General features: G+C 73.9%; 18 protein-coding genes. 7 read left to right on the forward strand and 11 right to left on the reverse strand.

What is annotated here, in order from left to right:
- Positions 1–47: 47 nt before the first annotated feature.
- Complete coding sequence (locus ABT014_RS28325) at positions 48–752, forward strand: TetR/AcrR family transcriptional regulator (protein WP_350642045.1); 705 nt, start codon at positions 48–50, stop codon at positions 750–752.
- Between the two features lie 27 nt (positions 753–779).
- Here ABT014_RS28325 and ABT014_RS28330 read toward each other — a convergent pair whose 3' ends face one another.
- The 3 genes from ABT014_RS28330 to ABT014_RS28340 all read right to left on the reverse strand — a co-directional run bounded on the left by ABT014_RS28330 (position 780) and on the right by ABT014_RS28340 (position 4,297).
- On the reverse strand, positions 780–1,868 hold the full coding sequence (locus tag ABT014_RS28330) for a polysaccharide deacetylase family protein (RefSeq protein WP_350642046.1): 1,089 nt from the start codon (positions 1,866–1,868) through the stop codon (positions 780–782).
- A 483-nt stretch (positions 1,869–2,351) separates the two neighbouring features.
- Entirely contained in the window at positions 2,352–3,251 is a 900-nt protein-coding gene (locus ABT014_RS28335) for an NAD(+)/NADH kinase (RefSeq protein ID WP_350642047.1), read from the reverse strand.
- Positions 3,248–4,297: an SPFH domain-containing protein gene (locus ABT014_RS28340; protein WP_350642048.1), complete on the reverse strand. Its 1,050-nt coding sequence runs from the start codon at positions 4,295–4,297 to the stop codon at positions 3,248–3,250. The genes ABT014_RS28335 and ABT014_RS28340 overlap by 4 nt, the downstream gene beginning before the upstream one ends.
- A gap of 159 nt (positions 4,298–4,456) precedes the next feature.
- On the opposite strand from ABT014_RS28340, the gene ABT014_RS28345 reads away from it, so the two are divergent.
- Positions 4,457–5,239: a crotonase/enoyl-CoA hydratase family protein gene (locus ABT014_RS28345; protein ID WP_350642049.1), complete on the forward strand. Its 783-nt coding sequence runs from the start codon at positions 4,457–4,459 to the stop codon at positions 5,237–5,239.
- Positions 5,240–5,355: 116 nt separating this feature from the next.
- Here the strand turns inward: ABT014_RS28345 and ABT014_RS28350 are convergent, their stop codons facing one another.
- The 4 genes from ABT014_RS28350 to ABT014_RS28365 all read right to left on the reverse strand — a co-directional run bounded on the left by ABT014_RS28350 (position 5,356) and on the right by ABT014_RS28365 (position 10,334).
- Positions 5,356–6,927, reverse strand: a complete 1,572-nt coding sequence (locus ABT014_RS28350) for an adenosine deaminase family protein (protein ID WP_350642050.1) — start codon at positions 6,925–6,927, stop codon at positions 5,356–5,358.
- 153 nt (positions 6,928–7,080) lie between these two features.
- Positions 7,081–8,349: a sugar ABC transporter permease gene (locus ABT014_RS28355; protein ID WP_350642076.1), complete on the reverse strand. Its 1,269-nt coding sequence runs from the start codon at positions 8,347–8,349 to the stop codon at positions 7,081–7,083.
- A 65-nt stretch (positions 8,350–8,414) separates the two neighbouring features.
- Positions 8,415–9,194 carry an ATP-binding cassette domain-containing protein gene (locus ABT014_RS28360; RefSeq protein ID WP_350642051.1) on the reverse strand — a complete coding sequence of 260 codons (780 nt, stop codon included), beginning with the start codon at positions 9,192–9,194 and terminating at the stop codon, positions 8,415–8,417.
- 27 nt (positions 9,195–9,221) lie between these two features.
- On the reverse strand, positions 9,222–10,334 hold the full coding sequence (locus ABT014_RS28365; protein ID WP_350642052.1) for a sugar ABC transporter substrate-binding protein: 1,113 nt from the start codon (positions 10,332–10,334) through the stop codon (positions 9,222–9,224).
- A gap of 313 nt (positions 10,335–10,647) precedes the next feature.
- On the opposite strand from ABT014_RS28365, the gene ABT014_RS28370 reads away from it, so the two are divergent.
- From ABT014_RS28370 to ABT014_RS28380, 3 genes are all read left to right on the forward strand, one after another.
- Positions 10,648–10,857 (forward strand): DUF5133 domain-containing protein, encoded by a 210-nt coding sequence (locus tag ABT014_RS28370; RefSeq protein ID WP_350642053.1) that lies wholly within the window; start codon positions 10,648–10,650, stop codon positions 10,855–10,857.
- Between the two features lie 117 nt (positions 10,858–10,974).
- A complete protein-coding gene (locus tag ABT014_RS28375; RefSeq protein WP_350642054.1) occupies positions 10,975–12,192 on the forward strand; it encodes an ROK family transcriptional regulator in 1,218 nt (405 codons plus the stop codon).
- Between the two features lie 61 nt (positions 12,193–12,253).
- A complete protein-coding gene (locus ABT014_RS28380; RefSeq protein ID WP_350642055.1) occupies positions 12,254–13,570 on the forward strand; it encodes an MFS transporter in 1,317 nt (438 codons plus the stop codon).
- A gap of 101 nt (positions 13,571–13,671) precedes the next feature.
- On the opposite strand, the gene ABT014_RS28385 is transcribed toward ABT014_RS28380, so the two are convergent.
- Complete coding sequence (locus tag ABT014_RS28385) at positions 13,672–15,084, reverse strand: APC family permease (RefSeq protein ID WP_350642056.1); 1,413 nt, start codon at positions 15,082–15,084, stop codon at positions 13,672–13,674.
- Positions 15,085–15,268: 184 nt separating this feature from the next.
- Here ABT014_RS28385 and ABT014_RS28390 point away from each other — a divergent pair, with 184 nt between their 5' ends.
- The gene (locus ABT014_RS28390; protein ID WP_350642057.1) at positions 15,269–17,194 is read left to right on the forward strand and encodes a glycoside hydrolase family 9 protein; all 1,926 of its coding nucleotides are present in this window, start codon (positions 15,269–15,271) and stop codon (positions 17,192–17,194) included.
- Positions 17,195–17,251: 57 nt separating this feature from the next.
- Here ABT014_RS28390 and ABT014_RS28395 read toward each other — a convergent pair whose 3' ends face one another.
- The 3 genes from ABT014_RS28395 to ABT014_RS28405 all read right to left on the reverse strand — a co-directional run bounded on the left by ABT014_RS28395 (position 17,252) and on the right by ABT014_RS28405 (position 18,973).
- The gene (locus tag ABT014_RS28395; RefSeq protein WP_350642058.1) at positions 17,252–17,614 is read right to left on the reverse strand and encodes an MmcQ/YjbR family DNA-binding protein; all 363 of its coding nucleotides are present in this window, start codon (positions 17,612–17,614) and stop codon (positions 17,252–17,254) included.
- A 6-nt stretch (positions 17,615–17,620) separates the two neighbouring features.
- Positions 17,621–18,049, reverse strand: coding sequence for a VOC family protein (locus ABT014_RS28400; RefSeq protein ID WP_350642059.1), 429 nt, complete (start codon positions 18,047–18,049; stop codon positions 17,621–17,623).
- 156 nt (positions 18,050–18,205) lie between these two features.
- Entirely contained in the window at positions 18,206–18,973 is a 768-nt protein-coding gene (locus ABT014_RS28405) for a GntR family transcriptional regulator (protein WP_350642060.1), read from the reverse strand.
- A gap of 198 nt (positions 18,974–19,171) precedes the next feature.
- Between ABT014_RS28405 and ABT014_RS28410 the strand changes: the two genes are divergently transcribed.
- On the forward strand, positions 19,172–20,680 hold the full coding sequence (locus ABT014_RS28410; protein ID WP_350642061.1) for an alkaline phosphatase family protein: 1,509 nt from the start codon (positions 19,172–19,174) through the stop codon (positions 20,678–20,680).
- Positions 20,681–20,706 lie beyond the last annotated feature (26 nt).

The raw sequence follows: 20,706 nt of genomic DNA on the forward strand, positions 1-20,706 counted from the left end.
CGGGGGAACGTTTGTCGATCATCCGATGACGCGAAAGCAGGTGGCGAATGACCTCGCAGATGCCCCCGGTCCCTTGGCACAAGGCGCGGAAGGCGGAGGCCCGCCAGCCGCTCAGCCAGGAGGCGATCATCGAGGCCGGGATCCGGATCCTCGACGCGGAGGGGCTCGGCGGCGTCACCATGCGGCGGATCGCCCAGGAGCTCGACACCGGCCCGGCGTCGCTGTACGCCCACGTGTCCAACAAGGACGAGCTCTGCGACCTGATGCTGGAGCGGATCGCCGGCGAGATCCGGCTGCCCGAGCGGCCCGAGCCGGCCCGCTGGAAGGAGCAGATCAAGGAGATCTGCACGGAGGCCCAGTCGGTCTTCACCCGGCACCGGGACATCACCCTGGTGTCCCTCGGCTCCATCCCGACCGGCGCCAACCAGCTCCGGCTGGCCGAGTTCATGCTGGACGTGATGCTCCAGGCCGGCGTGCCGCCGCAGGTCGCCACCTGGGCGCTGGACGGTCTCGGCCAGCTGATCGACGCGGACGCCTACGAGGCCTGCACCTACGTCGACAAGCTGGAGCGCGGCGCCGACCTCGACGCCTACTTCTCCAGCATCACGGACTACTTCTCCCGGCTCCCCTCGGACCGCTTCCCGCTGATCAGCAGCATGGCGACCACGATGGTCGAGGGCGGTGGGGACGACCGCTTCGCCTTCAAGCTGGACGTCTTCCTGCGCGGCCTGGAGTCCTACATCGAGCAGTGAGCCGGGGTGCGCCGGAGCCGGGCGGGCTCAGCAGCCGCCGCGGATCCGGTGCACGGCCGGGTGCAGGCCGGACAGGATGGTGTCGAAGCGGTCCGGCGTGGTGTCGGAGTTGACCCGCAGCCGGTTGACCCGCAGCGGGTCCGGCGGGAGCAGCGCGTCGTGCCGGTGGTTGAACAGGAAGCCCAGCCGGTAGCCGAGTTCGCCGAGCAGCGCCTCGGTGCGCGGGTCGCGGTTGCCGTTCGGGTAGGCGAAGGCGGTCGGCGCCTCGCCGAGCCAGCCGGTCAGCAGCCGGTGCGCGGTGGCCACCTCCTCGTACCCGGTGGCGTCGGTGCAGCGGTCCAGGCAGGGGTGCGTGTGGGTGTGGTTGCCGATCTCCACCCCCGCCGAGCGCAGGGTGGCCAGGTCGGCCGCGGACAGCTGGCGCCGCCGGGGCGCCTGGAGCCGGGCGCTGTCGCGCAGCTCCGCCAGGCCGCGGCGGCGCTCGGCGTCGGGCAGCTGCTTCAACCGGCCCACCACGGCCTGCGGCGGGCAGCCCGCCAGGGCGCCGGCGGTGCCGCCGTGGGCGGCCAGGTGGGCGGCCTCGGACCACCAGAACGGCCGGTCGGTGTCGATCAGTTCGGTCACCACGAAGGCCGCGGCGGGGATCCCCAGCCGGGTGAGCACCGGCAGCCCGTGGGTGAGCACGCTCCGGTCGCCGTCGTCGAAGGTGACCAGCACGCTGCGCGGCGGCAGCGGGCGCCGCTCGCGCACGCTCTGCTCGAGCCGGCCGAGCGAGACCGGGGTGGCGGTACGCACCAGCCGCTCCATCTGGGCGGTGAACCCGGCCGGGTCGTCGATCCCGTGGTAGGCGAGGACGGCCAGCCGGCGGGCGGTCATCGCCCGGAACACGGGCTGGAGCGGCGAGCGGCGCAGCAGCCCGTCGATCCTGCGCCGCCGGGCGTCGCCCACCGGGCCCGGACCGGCGGGCGGTGCGGCGGGTGCCGCGGTGGGCGGTGCGGCGGACGGGCCGGCCGCCGGCCCGACGGGCGGCAGTGCCGGGCCCGCCGGTGCGCCGGTGCCGAGTTGCCTGGTCCGCACGCTGACGGTCGCACGCGCGGTCGTGTCCTGCTTCGACACGCTTACCCCCTCCGAACTCTGCCGCGTGCTCGGTCGACCCGTGGTCGCGGTGGCCCCGCTGGAGCCGCGCTGCCGGGTGCGACAGCGGATCCCGCACGCTCTGACGATGTTTCTACCGCCACGGTGGGGTCTTTAACAGCTCTTTGGAAAACTTTTCCTGACTGGGCATCAACTGAGCGGATCCTGACCGCTCGCTGGGTGCGCCCTGGCTAAGGTACTGCGTGCGGCGCCGCTCGGCAGCACGGTCCGCACAGTGGGCCGGAATCGGACGGTCGGGCGCGCCCGGTGTGCGGGCGCCCGGCGTGGCCCGGCCGCCCCGGGTGCGCCCGGCGGGCGCGGAGAGGCCGGCCACGACCGGCTCCGACCGCTGGTTCGCCTGCCGACCGTCACGAAATCATCACACCCTGGACGCGGAACATTCCGTTCCGCGCGCCGGATGCCGCCGGGTACGGCACGCGCTGCCCGGTGCCCCGGGCGTACGGCTCAGTGGAACAGCCGCAACCGCTCCACCGCCACCCCCACCCGTACCGTCTGACCCCAGGTTAGCCGTAGCGCGTCCGACTCGACACCGTCCCCGAACGCGACCAGCTGGTCCGACTCGACGGTCAGCGCCAGCTGTTCGCCGCCGGCCAGCAGCCCCTGCACCTGCTCGGTGCCGGTGACCGGCGACGGCCAGGCCTCCCGGACGAACCAGGCCACCGCGGGGGCGGTGGGGCCGGGCAGGTCGAGCGTGCTGCGCCGCTCCAGCCAGGTGGAGCGGCACCAGCCGGTGGCCCCCGTCCCGGTGCCGACCAGCACCCCGGAGGAGGCCTGCGCCTCGGGGTGCCCGCCGCCCGCGGTGAGGCGGTAGCGGGCCGTCTGGTGGCTGTGCTGGCCGAGGTAGATCTCGTTCAGGGCGAGCAGCCGCTGGGTGTCGTCGGCCACCGCCTCGACCATGGTGCGCTCCTCCAGGTGCCGTTCCCCGCCCGGGGCGGCGACCGCGCGCAGCACCCGGGCGGCGTCCGCCGGGCGGTGCCGGACCAGCACCCCCAGGCCCCGGCCCGGCTCGATGTCGATGCCCACCACCGGCTGCCCGGCGAGGTACTTGGCGGCGTTGGCCACCAGCCCGTCCTGGCCGACCACCACCAGGACGTCCTCGGGCCCGAACAGGAAGCGGTCCAGGTCGGCCCGCTCGACCCGGCTGCGCCGCCACTCCAGCGGCACCGCGGCGGCGACCTCGGCCAGCGCGGCCCGGGCGAGGTGGTGCCTCCGCTCCACCTCGTCCAGCTCCCGCCCCCGGCCGGCGAGGAAGAAGGCGGCCTGGCCGCGCGAGCCGTGCCGGTCGACCAACTCCTCGTACTCGGTGCGCCGGTGGACCAGGACGGCGCGCGGGGCCAGGCTCATCGGCCGTCGCCCGCCGCGGGTGCCTGGCCGAGCCGGGCGAGCAGGCCGGTGAGCACGTCGGGGGTGAGCGTGATGCTGTCGATCTTCGGTATGTGCTCGGCCAGCTTGGTCAGCGCCAGGGCCCGCAGCAGCTCCGGGCCGGCCTGCTGGTGCGCCAGCAGCCAGGCCTCCTCGGAGGCGGCCCGGGCCTCGCCGAGCACCCGCTCGGAGTCGGCCTGGGCGTCCGCCAGGATCCGCGCGGCCTCGGCCTCGGCGGTGGCGATCCTGGTCCGGCGGGCCGCCTCGGAGTCGGCCCGGACCCGGTCGGCGGCCGCGTTCTGTTCGGCCTGCCGGCGCGCGTTGGCGCCCTGCTGGGCGACCAGCTCCTCCTCCCGCCGGGCCAGCTCGATCTTGCTGGCCAGCTCGTTCTCCGCGATCGCGCGCTCGCGCTCGACGGCCACCGCGCGCCGCTCGTACGTCGCCCGGTCGGCCTCCTGCTGGACCAGTTCGCGCGCCGGGGTGCGCAGCGCGCGCTCCAACTCGGCCTCGGGGCGCAGCGCGGTGACCCGGACGGCGATCACGGCCAGTCCGGTTTCGGCCAGTCGCGGGTCGGCGGCCAGGCCGTCGCCGATCTTCTGCCGGACCGGGGTGACGCCGGCGGCCAGCGCCTGGGCGAGGGTCAGGCCGGCGATCAGCTCCAGGGCGTGCTGCTGGGCGCTCTCGGTGAGCAGGGTGCCGAGCTGGTCGAGCGGCTCGGCCTGCCAGGTGCCGGTGTCGGGGTCGAGGCCGAAGTCCACCCGGGTGGCCGCGACGGCCGGATCGGTGATCCGGTAGGTGACGGTGGCCTGCACGGTGAGGTCCTGGAAGTCGGCGGTCCTGGCGTGGCAGATCATCGCCAGTTCCCGGTCGTCGGCGGGCACTTCGGAGATCGCGGCGGTCAGCGGCCGGAACCAGAAGGCGAGGCCGGTGCCCTCGTGCGCGAGGGTGCCGCGGCGCAGGTGGCGGATGTGGGAGGTGGGCGCGGCGCGCAGGTGGCGGAAGCCGAAGCGCCGGGTGATGTCGGCCATGGACGGGCCCCTTTCTCGTCGGTATGACGATAACTGGCCCGGATCGTTATCGTCAACAGGACGAAAACGGGCGGACCGGGCCCCGGCGCGGCATGATGGCCCCGGGGCCCGCCGGACGGGCCCGCCGCGCAGCCCGCTTCGAGTGCGAAGGAGCACGTCATGGGCGAGGACACGGTCAGGGTCGAACAGCACGGCCCGGTCAGGACGGTGGTCCTCACCCGCCCCGGGGCCCGCAACGCGGTCGACGGCCCGACCGCCGCCGCCCTGCTGGCGGCCTTCGAGGACTTCGAGGCGGACGACTCCGCCGCGGTCGCGGTGCTCTGGGGCGAGGGCGGCACCTTCTGCGCCGGCGCGGACCTCAAGGCCATCGGCTCGGAGCGCGGCAACCGGCTGGCCGGCGACGGCCCCGGCCCGATGGGCCCGACCCGGCTGCGGCTGACCAAGCCGGTGATCGCCGCCGTGGCGGGCCACGCGGTGGCCGGCGGCCTCGAACTGGCCCTCTGGTGCGACCTGCGGGTGGTCGCGGCGGACGCGGTCTTCGGCGTCTTCTGCCGCCGCTGGGGCGTCCCGCTGATCGACGGCGGCACCGTCCGGCTGCCCCGGCTGATCGGGGCCGGCCGGGCGATGGACCTGATCCTCACCGGCCGCCCGGTGGATGCCGAGGAGGCCCACCGGATCGGCCTCGCCGACCGGCTGGTGCCGACCGGTACCGAACTGGCCGCCGCCCGGGAGCTGGCCGCCGAACTCGCCGCCTTCCCGCAGACCTGCCTGCGCCACGACCGGCTCTCGCTGCTCGAACAGGAGGGCCTGGCCGAGGCGGAGGCGATGGCGGGGGAGTGGGCGCACGGTGAGGTCTCGCTGGCCGCCGACACCCGGGCCGGCGCGGCCCGGTTCGCGGCGGGCGAGGGCCGGCACGGCTCGTTCGGGCGCCCGCCCGCCTGACCGCGGGTCACGGCCCGCCGGAGCGGGGCCCTCGCCCCCGCCGGAGCCGAGCCCCCCGCCCGAGCCCTCGCCCGACCCGGCGCCGGGGCCCGCGATCGGGGCCCCGGCGCGCGGAATCAGGAGCGCCGGCCGAGGATCCCCGCCTCGAAGGAGCGGAACCCGCACTCCTGCGCCCACTCCAGCTCCGCCTTCGGGCTCCCGGCCAGCACCGCCGCGCAGCCCGCGCTCGGGTGCTCGGTGCCCGGCTCGTCACCCGCGCACTCGGCGACCGGGCGGTAGCCGTCCCGGTCCGCCCACAGGCTGCGCCCGGGCAGGAAGGCGTACTCCAGCGAGGCGCGGGCCAGGTCGCGCAGCGCCGGGTAGTCCAGGTCGTACGTCAGCGCGGCCCGCTGGTACTCCGCGGTGATGTCGCTGCGGGACACCCCGGGGTCGTCGGTGGCCAGGGCCACCGGGACGCCCGCCGCCCGGTACCGCGGGAACGGATGGTCGGGCCCGCTGACGCCGAGGATCTGCGCGTTGCTGGTGAGGGGCACCTCGATCGCCACGTGCCGCTCGGCCAGCAGCCGCAGCAGGCCCTGCGGGTCGTCCTCGTACGCCAGGTCGACGCCGTGGCCGATCCGCTCGGCGTGGCCGGTGAGCACCGCCTCCCGGATGTGGAAGCGCAGGTCCTCGGGCTTGACCAGGCCGGGGGTCAACTCCCCGGCATGCAGGGTGATGTGGCCCTGTGGGTAGATGCCGTGCAGGTAGTCCAGCATCTGCATCTGGAGCCGGTAGTTCTCCAGCGCGGCGGGCGCGTCCTCCGGCTGGACCAGGTTGACCGCGACGAACCGCGGGTCCTGCCGGGCCAGTTCCATGCCGACCAGCAGCTGGGTGAAGACCCGGGCCGGGGTGGAGGCGCGGGAGGCCTGCGAGATGAACCGCACGGTCAGCGCGCAGCCCGGCGCCGGGTCGGGGCCGTCGCAGTGCGCGGTCGCCCGGTACTCCGCCTCGGTGGCGTCCGCCTCCGCGACGGCGGTGCGGACCACCTGGCCGAGCCCGTCGTCGGCGAGCAGCTTCTGCCGCAGCTGCTCCAGGTCGCTGTCGAAGCCGACCTTGGCGGCGAGCGCGGCGGCCGCGTCCGAGGCCGGGGTGATCATGGTCTCCAGGTAGGACTGGTGCTGGGTGGCGGCCGTGTCGGCGACCTCGGCCAGCAGCCGGCCCGGCTGGGTCCAGGAGGCCGGCCCGAACTTGCCGAAGGTGGCGAAGAAGTGGTCGTGGCCGGACTCGGCGCCGGGCACGAAGTCCTGCATCGACCAGGCCCGGATCACCTGGAGCCGGAAGTCCTCGTCGGTCGTGGTGTCGGCGGCCGGCCGGCTGCCCTCCTTGCACGGGCCGAAGTCGGCCGTGGAGGTCACCCGGTCGATGCACAGGCCCTCCTCCACGGCGATCTGCAGCAGCAGTTCGGTGGAGGCGGCGCCGGACAGGTGGTTGTGCAGGTCGGCGCCCTTGGGCAGGGCGGCGAAGAAGGCGCGGAGTTCGGCGGGGCGGTCCCGGACGGCGTGCAGGTAGCGGGTGACGCGGTCCTCCGGGGTGCCGCCTCCCGGGGTGCCGCCGCCCGGGTGGGCGCTCGCGGGGGCGGGGAGCAGGGACAGGAGCAGGGCGGCACCGGCCGCGAGCGCGGCGGCGGTGGCTCGTCGTGTGCGGATCATGGCCGCATCCTGACCGCGGGCCACCCGGGCACCGGCCGCGACAGGCCGGACGGCCTGCGCGGTCAACCGATCGCCGCAGCGCACGCGGCGCGCCCCCGGCCCGGGTGACCGGGAAAGGGGGCGCGCCGCGCGAGGGGCTCGGGGACGGTCGGCTCAGGCGCGCCCGGCCGCCTTCTGGGTCCGGCGGGACAGCGAGTCGATCACCACCGCGGCCAGCAGCACCGCGCCGGTGACCATGAACTGGATGGCGTTGCTCAGCCCCATGATGTTCATCCCGGACTGGATCGAACCGATCACCAGCGCACCGAGCAGCGCCGACCAGGTGGAGCCGCGCCCGCCGAACAGGCTGGTGCCGCCGATGACGGCCGCCGCGATGCAGTTCATCAGCAGGTTGCCGCCGCCGGAGGTCTGGCTGGCGGACTGGATCTGCGCGGCCAGGAACAGGCCGCCGACCGCCGCCATGGTGGAGCAGATCATGAACACCGAGATCCGGATCCACGCCACGTTGATACCGGCCCGGCGGGCACCCTCGATGTTGCCGCCGAGGGCGAAAATCTGCCGGCCGTAGCTGGTCCGCCGGAGCACGAAGTCCAGCACCACGATGAAGATCAGGAAGATCAGCAGCGCCAGCGGCAGCCCCTTGTACTGGTTCAGCGTGTACGCGGCCGCGAAGGCGACCACCGCCAGCGCCACCGTGCGCAGCGCGATGTCCGCCGGTGGGCGCGAGGGCACCCCGGCCGCCTGGCGCCGCTTCGCGTCCAGCAGGGAGGCGGCCAGGAAGAGCAGCACGCCGATGGCGGCCACCCCGTACGCCGCGATGGTCTGGCCGTAGATGGTGCTGTACAGCCGGGAGTCGATGTCCTTGCCGGACAGGTTGATGGTGCCGCTCGCCCCGAGGATCTGGAGCATCAGGCCGTTCCAGCCCAGGTTGCCGGCCAGCGTGACCACGAAGGCGGGCACGCCCACCTTGGCGAAGAAGAAGCCCTGGATCAGGCCGACCACGGCCCCGCCGGCCAGCGCGCACAGCACCGCCACCCACTCGTTGACCCCGTGGGTGACGTTCAGCACCGCGAAGATCGCCGCGCACAGGCCGCTGACCGAGCCGACCGACAGGTCGATCTCGCCGAGCAGCAGCACGAAGACCACGCCGATCGCGATCATGCCGGTGCCGACGATCTGCTGCGACAGGTTGGACAGGTTCTGCGCCGAGAGGAAGCTGCTGTTCAGGCTGCCGAACACGGCCCAGATCACGATCAGGGCCACCACCACCGGCAGCGAGCCCAGCTCGCCGCTGCTCAGCCGCCGCTTGAACTCGCCGAAGTAGCCGGCGATGCCCTCCTGGCGGACGATCAGCCGCGGGTCCACCGCGGGTGTGGCGTCGTGGGCGACCGGGACGGCGGCGTTCACCCCGTCCTTGGACATCGCGTCCTCGGGCAGCGGTCCGCGCCCGTGCTCCTCGCCGCGGCTCCGGTCGTTCTGGTCCCCGGTCATGCCATCCCCTCCTGCCCGCGGGCCTGCCGCCGGGTCACGGCGTTGTCGGTCGCGCCGGTGATGGCGGAGATGATCTCCTGCTGGTTGGTGTAGCGGACGTCGAAGACACCGTTGTTGCGGCCCAGCCGCAGGACCGCCACCCGGTCGGAGACCGCCATCACGTCGGCCATGTTGTGGCTGACCAGGATGACGCCGAGCCCCCGGTCGCGGAGCCGTTCGACCAGGTCCAGGACCTGGGCGGTCTGCTCCACGCCGAGGGCGGCGGTGGGTTCGTCCAGAATGACGATCTTGGGCTCGCCGATCAGCGCCCGGGCGATCGCCACGGTCTGCCGCTGCCCGCCGGAGAGCGAGGCGATCGGGATCCGGACGCTGGGGATGCGGATCGACAGCGTGCTGAGCAGCTCCCGCGACCGCTTCTCCATCGCGACCTCGTTCAGCACCCCGAAGCGCTTCAGCTCGCGTCCGAGGAAGAGGTTGCCGACGACGTCGAGGTTGTCGCAGAGCGCCAGGTCCTGGTAGACCGTGGCGATCCCCAGGTGCTGGGCGTCCTGCGGCCGGTGGATGGTGACCGCCCGGCCCTCCCACTCGATCGCGCCCCCGTCGGGCTGGTTGACCCCGGCGATCGCCTTCACCAGCGTGGACTTGCCGGCGCCGTTGTCACCCACCAGGGCGACCACCTCGCCGGCCACGACCTCCAGGTCCACGTCGGTCAGGGCCTGCACCGCGCCGAACCGCTTGGAGACGCTGCGCAGAGCCAGCACGGGAGGACCCGCCATGGCTATCAACTCCTCCGGACGGTGGGATTACTGCAGACCGGCTGCGGCGCAGGCGGCGGCGTAGTCCGGGGTGCAGATCTGGGCCACGGTGTACAGCCCGTCGGCGACCACGGTGGACTTGATGTTGTCCTTGGTGAGCACGACCGGCGTGATCAGGTCGGACTGGACCGCCTGGCCGCTGCCGCTGGTGGCCTTGGCGGACGCCAGGTCGGAGCCGAGCGACTTGCCCTGGGCGAAGGCCACGGCCATCTGCGCGGCGGTGTCGGCCTCCGGCTTGTACGGCTTGTAGATCGACATCGTCTGGGTGCCGGCCAGGATCCGCTGGACGGCGTCCAGCTGAGCGTCCTGCCCGGTCAGCGGGACGCTCAGGTTGGCGGCCTTGAGCGCAGTCGCGATGCCCGCCGCCATGCCGTCGTTGGCCGAGTAGACGCCGACCACGTTCGGGGCGCCGATCGCGGTGATGCCCGCGGCGGCCTCCTGGTTGGCGTTGTTCGGGTCCCAGTTCGGCGTGTCGTACTCCTTGCCGACCGTGAGCTTGCCGTCGATGGCGCTGTGCGCGCCGGCCTTGAAGTCGGCCGCGTTCGGGTCGGTGGGCGAGCCGTTGATCATGATGATCTTGCCGGAGCCGGCCTTGTCGCCGACCGCGGCCACCAGGGCCTCGCCCTGGAGCTGGCCGACCTTGCGGTTGTCGAAGGAGACGTACGAGTCGACCGGGCCCTGGGCCAGCCGGTCGTAGGCGACCACCTTGACGCCGGCGTCGTGCGCCTTCTGGACCGAGGACTGGATGGCCTTGGCGTCCACCGCGTCCAGGATCAGCACCTGGTTCCCCTTGGTGAGGGCGGTGTCGACCTGGGTCTGCTGGAGCGTGGCGTCCTGGTTGGCGTTGTAGTAGTCGATCTGCGCGTTCGGCGCGATCTCCTTGATCTTCTGCTCGATCAGCGGCTTGTCGAACTGCTCGTACCGGGTGGTCTTGGTCTCCGGGAGCAGCAGGCCGATCTTGACCGTTCCGGTGCCGGAGCCCGAACCGGAGCCGGAGGACGAGGCGGTGGTCGACTGCTTGGCGCTGCCGCAGGAGGTGAGTGCAAGAACGAGGGATGCCGCCGCAGCAGCGACGACAACCCCGGTGGATCGTGATTTCACGGGTCGCCTCTCAATGTCGAGATGCCCCCCGGACTCCGAGTGTCCGGCGATCGACTCGAACCCGCCATTCGAAACAATCTTGGGTTCACCCCGATGGCGGACGGCGCTCCGCGACCGGAACCCGCCCCCGGGGCGGGCCGCAGGGCCGGTCCACCGCGTTCCGTCACCGCACCGCCCCTGATATGTGGACGAATTGTGCTGCTTGCGGTCGAATTCGGATGTGATCCGGGCGGCTGCGGCATGCGGGGGATTGCCGCCCGGGATCGCGGGTAGCCGGGTCGGCGACCCACCGTCTTCGCACCGGAGTGGACGCATGCAACTGATCAACTACACCGCCCTGGACGAACTGGTCCGCGAACTCGACGGGCTCGCCGCCCTCGGCGCCCTCGACGAACCGGCCCGCCGGCGGCGGGACGACGCCCGCTACACCGTCTGCGTCTACACCGGCGAACGCGACCACCGCGCGGCGCTCGCCCGGGCCCGCGCCCTGCTGGCCGACCGGGTCGCGGTCGGCGTGGGTTGACCGGGCCGCCGGCGGCGCGGCCCCGGGCCGGTCGCGGCGCCCGGGCCCGCTCCGGGGACGCGGACCGATTGCATAGAGTTGCGGTCGGACGACAACCGCAACCGCCCGGAGGAATCGATGAGTTCCCGCCCCGTGCCGGCCGACGGCCCGGAGGCCGAGCCGGGTCCGGCGCCACAGCCCCGCACCGCGCAGCCGTGGAGCCGGCAGCGCCTGCGCAGCAACAACGAATGGCTGCTGCTGGAACGGCTGCGCACCGACGGCCCGTCCTCCCGGGCCCAGCTGGCACGCGACACGGGCCTGTCCAAGCCCACCGTCTCGGCGGCGCTCGCCACCCTCGAGCAGGCCGGTCTCGCCCGCGAGGCCGGCCTGCTGGCTCCCGAGCGCGGCCGGATCGCGGTGCTCTACGAACCCGACCCGGACGCCGGCCACGTGCTCGGCATCGACATCGGCCGGGCCCGGCTGCGGGTCGCCCTCGCCGACCTGACCGGACGGATCGTCAGCCGCCAGGACGTCCCCAACCGGGGCCGCACCGCCAACGCCGTCGCCGACTCCGTGGTCGCCGCCGCCCGCACCGCCACCGCCGAGGCCGGCCTGGACGCCACCGACGTGGTGCACGCCGCCATCGGCAGCCCCGGCGTCTGGGACGAGACCGAGCAGCGCGTCCAGTACGCCCCCAACCTGCCCGGCTGGGGCCGGCGCGGCCTCTTCGAACGGATCGAGGCCGGCCTCGGCTCCCGGATCAGCGTGCACAACGACGCCAACCTCGCCGCCCTCGGCGAGTACGCGCGCGGCGCCGGCGCCGGCAGCCGGCTCTTCGTCTACCTGCTGATCGGCACCGGACTCGGCATGGGCGTGGTCGCCGACGGTGTGCTCCAGCGCGGCGCCCGCGGCGCGGCCGGCGAGATCGGCCTGCTCCCGCTGCCCGGCGGCGGCACCCTGGAGGAGGCCGCCGCGGCGGAGTCCGTGGTGCGCACCGCCAAGGAGCTCGGCCTGACCGGCCCGCTGACGGCCAAGCAGGTCTTCGCCGCCGCCCGCACCGGTGACCGGCGGGCCGTCCGGGCCGTGCGGCGCGAGGCCGAACAGCTCGCCTGGTCCCTCGCGGTCGTCTCCGCCGTCCTCGACCCCGACCTGGTGGTGCTCGGCGGCGGCCTCGGCCACGGCGCCGACCTGCTGCTCGAACCGGTCGAACAGGCCATGCACCGGCTCACCCCGCTGCGCCCCCGGCTGGCCGCCAGCCTGCTCGGCGACGAGGCGGTGCTCCAGGGAGCCCTGGCCACCGCCCTCCGCACGGCCCGCCCCGAGGTCTTCGAACGCCGCACGGCGGGCCTCGGCTGAGCGCCGCCGGCACCGGGAATTCCGGCGACCGTCCGGGTACGCCCTGGTAGGTTCCCCCCTCATGGTGGACAACGCGGTCAAGCCGCTCGGCGCCCGGTTCGTCAAGCTGTGGGCCGCGAGCACGACCTCGGCCCTCGGCAGCGGCCTGGCCATGGTGGCGACCCCGCTGCTGGTCGCCGCCCGGACCGACGACCCGCTGCTGGTCTCCGCGGCGGCGGCCGTCGGCTGGCTGCCGTGGCTGCTGTTCGCCCTGCCCGGCGGCGTGCTGGTCGACCGGGTCGACCGGCGCCGGCTGATGGTGCTGGTCGACTGGGCGCGGGTCGCCGCGCTCGCCGTGCTGGCCGGCGCGATCGCCACCGGGCACGCCGGCCTCCCGCTGCTGTACGCCGTGCTGTTCGTGGTCAACTGCGGTGAGATCGTCTTCCGCGCGGCGAGCCAGGCGGTGCTGCCCGCGGTGGTGCCTCGGGAGCGCCTGGAGCGGGCCAACGGCCTGCTGTTCGGCGGCACCACCCTGATGCAGCAGATGGTCGCCGGCCCGCTCGGCGGCTTCCTGTTCGTGCTGGCCGCCGGGCTCCCCTTCCTCGTCAACGCCGCCACCTACGCGGCCAGCGCCGTGCTGATCGGCCTGGTCGGCGGGGTCTACCGGGCCCTGCCGGGGGCCGCCACCGGCCAGGACGGGGCGCCGGCGGACGCGGCCGGGCCGACGCCGGCCGGCTCGGTGCTCGCGGAGATGGCCGAGGGGCTGCGCTGGCTGCTGCGCCAACGGCTGCTGCGCACCATGGCGGTGCTGATCGGGCTGCTGAACGTCACGCTCACCGCGGCGACCGCGGTGCTGGTGCTGCTCGCCGACCAGCGGCTGCACCTCGGCTCGGTCGGCTACGGCCTGCTGTTCACCTGCATGGCGGCCGGCGGGGTGCTCGGCGCGGTGGTCGGCGACCGGCTGATCGCCGCGGTCTCCGCGGTGTGGACGATCCGGGTCGGCCTGCTGATCGAGGCCGGGATGCACCTGGTGCTGGCGACCTCGCGCAGCCCGTACCTGATCGGGTTCGCGCTGTTCGCGTTCGGCGTGCACGGCGCGCTGTGGGGGATCGTGGCGAACTCGCTGCGCCAGCGGCTGACCCCGCCGGAGATGCTCGGCCGGGTGGGCAGCAGCAACCTGTTCGTGGCGGCGGGCGGGAACTGCCTCGGGGCGCTGCTCGGCGGCGTGCTGGCCGGGGCGTTCGGGCTGACCGCGCCGTACTGGGTGGGCTTCGTGGTCGCCGTGCTGGTGACGGCCGCGACCTGGCGGGTCTTCGACCGGACCACCGTCGGCGCGGCCTACGCGGTGCCGGACCGGGTGGCGCCCGAGCCCGCGGACGCCCCGCTCGGCACGGCCTGACCCGGCCGGCCGGCCGGCCGGCCGCGCCCGGGCCGCGGTCGCGCCACGGCCCGGCACCCGCGCGGTGCGGGTGCCGGGCCGTGACGGCGGGTCGGACGGGGTCAGGCCTTGGCGGGGAGGTACTCCTCCTGGATCTCGGTCGGGGCGAACGGCCAGACCTTCTCGACCTTGGACCAGATCAGGAAGGCGAGTCCACCGGCGAGCACCCACACCAGCGACCACTCGATCGGGTGCAGGCCGGGCGCGTTGCGGTCCGCGTAGCCGTAGATGACCAGCCAGCCGATCGCGGCCAGGATGCTCGGCGCGGGGTAGAGCCACATCCGGTACGGGCGCGGCAGGTCGGGCTGGCGGCGCCGCAGCACCGTGACGGCGAGGATCTGGGCCAGCGCCTGGACGATCACCATGACCGTGGTGAGCAGCCCGATCAGGGTGGCCAGGTTGGTGTGCCGGCCGATCAGGAAGCCGACGGCGGTCATCGCACCCATCGCGATCAGGCCGAGGACCGGGAACCGGTGGCGGCTGTGCAGCTTGCCGAAGGAGCGGAAGAAGACCCGGTCCCGGGCGGCGTCGAAGGGCACCCGGGAGCCGCCGAGCAGGCCGGCGAAGACCGAGGCGAAGGCGGTGATCAGGATCAGTACCGTCACCACGTCGGCCGCCGCGTGGCCCCAGACGCGCTCCAGTACGGCGGAGGCGACCGACTTGGAGGCCACCGAGTTCGGGTCGAGCATCTCGTGCCAGTCGACCACGCCGAGCACGCCGATCTGCAGCAGCAGGTAGATCGCCATGATCCCGATGATCGAGAAGATGATCGCCCGCGGCATCACCCGGCCCGGCTCCTTGACCTCGGCGCCGAGGTAGGCAGCGGTGTTGTAGCCGAGGTAGTCGTAGATGCCGATGGTCAGACCGGCGGCGAAGCCCAGCCAGAACTGGCCGTGGGTCAGGTCGATCGCGTGCGCGGGCCAGGTGAAGGCCATCGAGGGCGAGAAGTCGCTGTACGAGGCGATGATCACCGCGCCGACCGCGACGATCATGATGCCCCACATCACCGTGGTGAGCCGGGCGATGTTCTCGACCTTGCGCCACAGCAGCAGCACCACCAGGCCCACCACGGCCAGGCCGACCAGGTCGCCCTGGCCCTGGCCCATCGACGGCCAGAGGTAGCCGAGGTACTGCACGAAGCCGACCACGCCGGTGGACATGATCAGCGGGATGAAGAGCATCGCCGTCCAGACGAACAGGAACGGCATCAGCCGGCCGGTGCGGTACTGGAAGGCCTCGCGGAGATAGACGTAGGAGCCGCCGGAGCCGGGGAGGGAGGCGCCGAGTTCGGCCCAGACCAGCCCGTCGACCAGGGCGAGCACCGCCCCGGCGATCCAGCCGATCATGGCCTGCGGGCCGCCGAAGGCCGCGACCATCAGGGGGATGGTGACGAACGGGCCGATGCCGCACATCTGGCTCATGTTGATGGCAGTGGCCTGGAACAGGCCGATCCGTCTGGTGAGCGTCCCGGACATGGGAACTCCGTGGGGGTGAGAAGAAGCGGGGTGCACGAGAGGTCCATAAGTTAAGTTTCCTAACTTGATGAGTCAAGGCCTGGTGCGGACTATTGACCGCGGATGCGGGTGGCACTACCTTCGCCGAGCATTAGGAAAGTTTCCTGTCAATACTCTCCCTCCCTTCCCCCCAGGAGTCGGCAGCGTGACCTCGCTCGGCAGCACCGCCCCGATCGGGCCCCGCACGTCCCGCCGGCCGGCGTTGCTGGCCGCCCTCGCGCTCGGCGCCACCCTCCTGCAGGCCCCGCTGGCAGCGCCGGCCGGGGCGGCCACCACCGGACTGGTCCGGGTCAACCAGGTCGGCTACGCCGACAGCGGCGCCAAGGAGGCGTTCCTGCTCTCCAAGGCGGCCGTCACCGGCGCCGGCTGGAAGCTGCTGGACACCGCCGGTGCCACCGTGGCCAGCGGCACCACCGGTACCAGTCTTGGCAGTTGGAACAGCGCCTACCCCGCGGTCTACCTGATCGACTTCACCGGGGTCCGGGCCGCCGGGACGTACCGGATCGAGGTGGCCGGAGCTGCCACCGGCTCCTCGCCCAGCTTCACCATCGGGGCCGCCGGGACGCTCTTCGGTGCCCTCACCGACGACGCCACCGCCTTCTTCCAGTCCCAGCGCGACGGGCGGGCCACCGTCCCCGGCCGGTTGAACCGCAAGCCGGCCCACCTGACCGACGCCACCGCCACCGTCTACAACTGGCCGGCCTTCACCTCCTCGGACGGCGACACGATCAAGGCCGCGCCGACCAGGATCGGCGGCACGGTCGACGTCGAGGGCGGCTGGTTCGACGCCGGCGACTACCTCAAGTTCACCGAGACCGCCTCGTACGCCGACGCCGCCCTGCAACTGGCCGCCCGGGAGAGCGGGGCGGCGCCGGGGTCCGCGCTGCGGGCCGAGGCCCAGCACGGCCTGGACTGGCTGGACAAGATGTGGGACGGGAAGACCGCCACCCTCTACATCCAGGTCGGCCTCGGCTCGGGCACCGCCAACGGCGGTGTGGTCGGCGACCACGACGTCTGGCGGCTGCCCGAGCGGGACGACACCGACGCCGCGCACCCGTTCCTGAAGAACCGCCCGGTGTTCCGGGCCGGCGCCCCCGGTGCGCGGATCAGCCCCAACCAGGCCGGCCGGATAGCCGCCGACTTCGCCCTCGGCGCCCAGCTGTGGGCGGCGGCCGACCCGGTGCGCGCGAAGCGGTACCTGGACACCGCCGGGCAGGTCTACGCGCTCGCCGACACCGCCCCCGGCACCCTGGTCACCACCGTCCCGCACGCCTACTACCCCGAGGACAGCTGGAAGGACGACCTGGCCTTCGGCGGCGCCGAACTCGCCCTGGCCGGGCAGGCGCTGGCCGATCCGCGGACCTCCGGCTGGCTCGCCCGGGCGGCGGACTGGGCCGCGGCGTACGACGCCACCGGCAACACCGACACCCTCAACATGTACAACACGAGCGCGCTGGCCCAGGCCGAACTGGCCCGGGCGATCCGGGCGGCCGGCAATCCGGGCGGCCTGGCGATCGGCTACGACGCCCTGGTCGCCGACCTCAAGGCGCAGATCACCGGGGCGAAGGCCCGCGCGGACCGGGACCCGTTCCACATGGGCGCGGTGTACAGCGACTTCGACGCCGACTCGCACGCGCTCGGCCTGGCCGCCACCACCCGGCTCTACCGCGACCTCACCGGCGACACCGCGCTGAACCGCTTCGGCGTGCAGCAGACCGACTGGATCCTGGGCGCCAACGCCTGGGGCACCTCGATGATGGTCGGCGCGGGCACCACCTACCCGCACTGCACCGCCGGGCAGCTGCCCAACCTGGCCGGTGGCCTGAACGGCGGGTCGGCCGTCCAGCTCGGCGCGATCGTCAACGGCCCCAACGGGACCGGACAGTTCAGCGGCGGCCTGGGCGACCACCTGGACGGCATGCGGGCCTGCCCGCCCGGCGGCACCGACGCCTTCTCCGCGTTCACCGGGCACGGCAGCCGGTACGTGGACGACGTCCGCTCCTGGCAGAGCAGCGAGCCGGCGCTCGACATGACGGCCTCGGCACTGCTGGCCTTCGCGCTCTCCGGCTGAGCGGAGGGCCGGAGCCGACGAGCGGCCGGTCGGCGTCGGCCGGTCAGCGCCGGCCCGTCAGCGCCGGTCCAGCTCCGCCCGCAGCCCGGCCGGCGCGACCAGGCGGTAGGCCGCCGCCACCAGATCCGCCAGGTGCGGCCAGTCCACCTCGACGTCCAGGTGGACTCCCAGCCAGCCGCGGTGGCCGACGTACGGCGGCCGGAAGAAGCGCTCCGGATCGGTGGTCACCAGGTGTTCCTGGAGGCCTGGCGGAGCGGCCAGCCAGCAGGCGAGGCGGTCGTCGTGGTGCCGGTCGGCGAGGGTGGCGAACATCCGCCGGCCGCCGGCGAACCAGGCCGCCTCGCCGTGGCTGGGGCGCTCCTCGCAGCCGGGCAGCGCCAGGCACAGCCCGCGCAGCCGCTCCGCCGGGGTGGTCGGCACCGCCGGTCAGGGCGCCGGGCGCGGCGTCGTGCGGGGTTCCCCGCGGTAGGTGCCGAAGGACCAGTGGTTGCCCTCCGGGTCGCGGGCGGCGAAGTCCCGCGAGCCGTAGTCCGTCACGTGCAGCCCGGTGATGATCTGCGCCCCGGCGGCGACCGCCCGCGCGTGCACCGCGTCCGGGTCCGCCGTCACCACGTACGCGCCGAAGTGGCCCGGGCGCAGCGGCCAGCTGTCCTCCTCGTCCTCGGGGCGGGCCGAGCCGAGCATCAGCCCGCCGCCCTCCGGCCAGGAGAGCTGGGCGTGGTGCACCTGCTCGCCCTCGCCGTAGACCACGGTCTCCTCGAAGCCGAACGCCTCCACCAGGAACCGGATCAGTGCCCGGGCGTCGTTCGCCCGCAGCGAGGGCCACACCTGCGGTGCGGGGGTCTGGTCGGTCATGATCGTGCACCTCCTCGTCGGTCCCGGCCAGTCTCGCCCCGCGGCGGCCCGGGCGGCCGGGACGTCCGGCCCCAAGTCACCCGGGCGGCCCACGGCCGGGCCGGGACCGGCGGGTGACCGCGGCGGCCGACGCGGGCGGCCCGGCCTGGGCCCGGCTCAGGCGTCGCCGGGCGCCGTGAGGTCGAGGGTGAAGCTGAACCGGTCGCCCCGGTAGAGCGAGCGGACCCGCTCCAGCGGGGCGCCGGCCGCGTCCCGGCTGCGCCGGTGCAGCAGCAGCATCGGCAGCGCCGGCGGGGTGCCGATCAGCAGCGCCTCGCGCGGGGTGGCCAGCACCGTCTCGATCCGCTCGCGGCCGGTGCCGAGCTCGGCGCCCTGCGCGCGCAGGTAGGCGTAGAAGGAGGAGGCCGGGTCGAAGTCCAGGTCCAGCCGGGGCACCCGGGCCACCGCCACGTACGTGCTCTCCAGTCCGATCCGCTCCTCGTCGGCCAGCAGCACGCGCTCCAGGTGCCAGACCGGTTCGCCCTCGGGCAGCTCCAGCTGCTCGGCCGTGGCGCGGTCGGCGGGGAAGCGGTCGAGCCCGATCAGGGTGCGGCCGGGCCGCATGCCCTGGCGGCTGACGCCCTCGGTGTAACTGGCCAGCGAGAGCGGCTGTTCGAGCTTGGCGCCGGCCACCACCGTGCCCCGGCCCTGGCGGCGCAGCCGGCCCTCCAGCAGCAGCTCGCGCAGGGCCTGACGGAGGGTCGCCCGCGCCACTCCGTACCGGGTGGCGAGCTCGACCTCGGTGGGCAGCAGGCCGCCCGGGCCCAGCTCGTCCAGCAGCTCGCCCAGCCGGGTCTTGACGACGTAGTACTTGGGCAGCCGACCGTGCTCCGGGACGCCGGATCGGACGGGCGCGCCGGGCGCGTGCGAGGTGCCTGGACTCATCTCGCCACCCTACCGGCGGGTGGCCGGGAGCCCGGGGCTCGGATCACGGAACGGTAACGGGTCTGGACCGAAGTTCCCGCGCTGTTCATGCGGCGGTGCGCTCGGGGAGGCTCGCGCATCGCCGGGCGCCCGCACGCTCGTACCGGCGCAAGACGCGCCGCGCCTCGTCCCCCCTCCTCCAGGGAGCTCTCCGTGCGCATGTCCCGAACCCTCCGGATCGCCGCGGCGGTCACCGCGGTCGCCACCACCGCCGTGACGCTGACGGCCGTTCAGGCGGCCGCCGCCACCGGGCCGTACAAGGGTCTGCCGGCCGGCACCAAGCAGGCCAAGACGCTGGTCATCGGTGTCGACGGCACCCGCTACGACAAGCTGGTCGCGGGCGACGCGCCCAACCTCAAGGCGCTGATGGCCGGCGGCACCACTGCCACCAGCAACCTGTACGCCGACCCGCTGGCCCCGACCCTCTCCGGTCCGGGCTGGTCGACCATCGCCACCGGCGTGTGGCCGGACAAGCACGGTGTGAAGGACAACACCTTCGCGGGCTCGCGCTTCGCCCTTTACCCGGACCTCGCCACCCGCCTGGAGACCGCCGCCCCCGCCGCCTCCACCCTGGTGGTCGCCTCCTGGAGCCCGGTGGCCGATACGGTCTTCAACGGCCGCGCCGACCTGCGCATCCCCGAGGCCGACAACGACACCAAGACCGCCGCCGACGCCGCCGACTACCTGCGCAACGGCAACCCCGACACCACCTTCCTGCACTTCGACCAGGTGGACGAGGCCGGTCACAGCTACGGCGGCGCCAGCAGCCAGTACGCGGCCGCGATCCACTCGGTGGACGGCCTGGTCGGCCAGGTGGTCTCCGCCGTCCGCGGCCGGCCGACCTACGCCTTGGAGGACTGGCTGATCGTGGTCACCACCGACCACGGCCACACCGACGCCGGCGGCCACGGCGGGAACAGCGCCAACGAGCGGCAGACCTTCGTGATCGCCGACGGTGCCGGCTTCACCCCCGGCTCCACCCGCCAGGACGTCAAGCTCGTCGACATCGCGCCGACCGTGCTCAAGCACGAGGGCGTCGCGATCGACCCGGCCTGGCAGCTCGACGGCCGTCCGATCGACGAGATCACCCCCGACGCCTTCGACGCGCTGCGCCCCTCGCTGCAGGCCCGTACCGACGAGACCGGCATCCCGGCCGCCACCAAGGGCTGGACCCGCACCCCGCCGGCCGGCTGGAGCATCGACAACTCCCGGATGCCCAGCGGCGGGGTCACCGAGTGGCGCGGGTGGGCGTTCGCCACCGACGAGTTCTGGACCGCGGCGCAGCTCGGCCAGTCCCGCGAGACCAACGTCCGGGCCCGCAACGTCTTCGCGGTCGCCGACTCCGACGAGTGGGACGACAAGTCGCACGGCGCCGGCCAGTTCGACTCCACCCTGATCGGCCCGCGCTACCCGCTGAACGGCGCCACCCGGGCCACGCTCAACTTCGCCACCGACTACAAGATCGACGGCCCGCAGACCGGTGACGTGTACGTCTCCTTCGACTCCGGCACCCCGCAGCTGGTCAAGTCCTACCGCGCGGACCTGAACGCCTTCGAGAAGCTGCCGATCACCGTCCCGGCCGGCGCCACAACCGCCCAGTTCCAGTTCCGCTACACCGGCACCAACAGCGCGTTCTGGACGGTCGACCAGGTCACCCTGACCTTCTGACCCCCGCCCGCCGCAGCGCCCTGCCG

The organism is Kitasatospora sp. NPDC094015, assembly GCF_040304075.1.
Lineage (GTDB): Bacteria > Actinomycetota > Actinomycetes > Streptomycetales > Streptomycetaceae > Kitasatospora.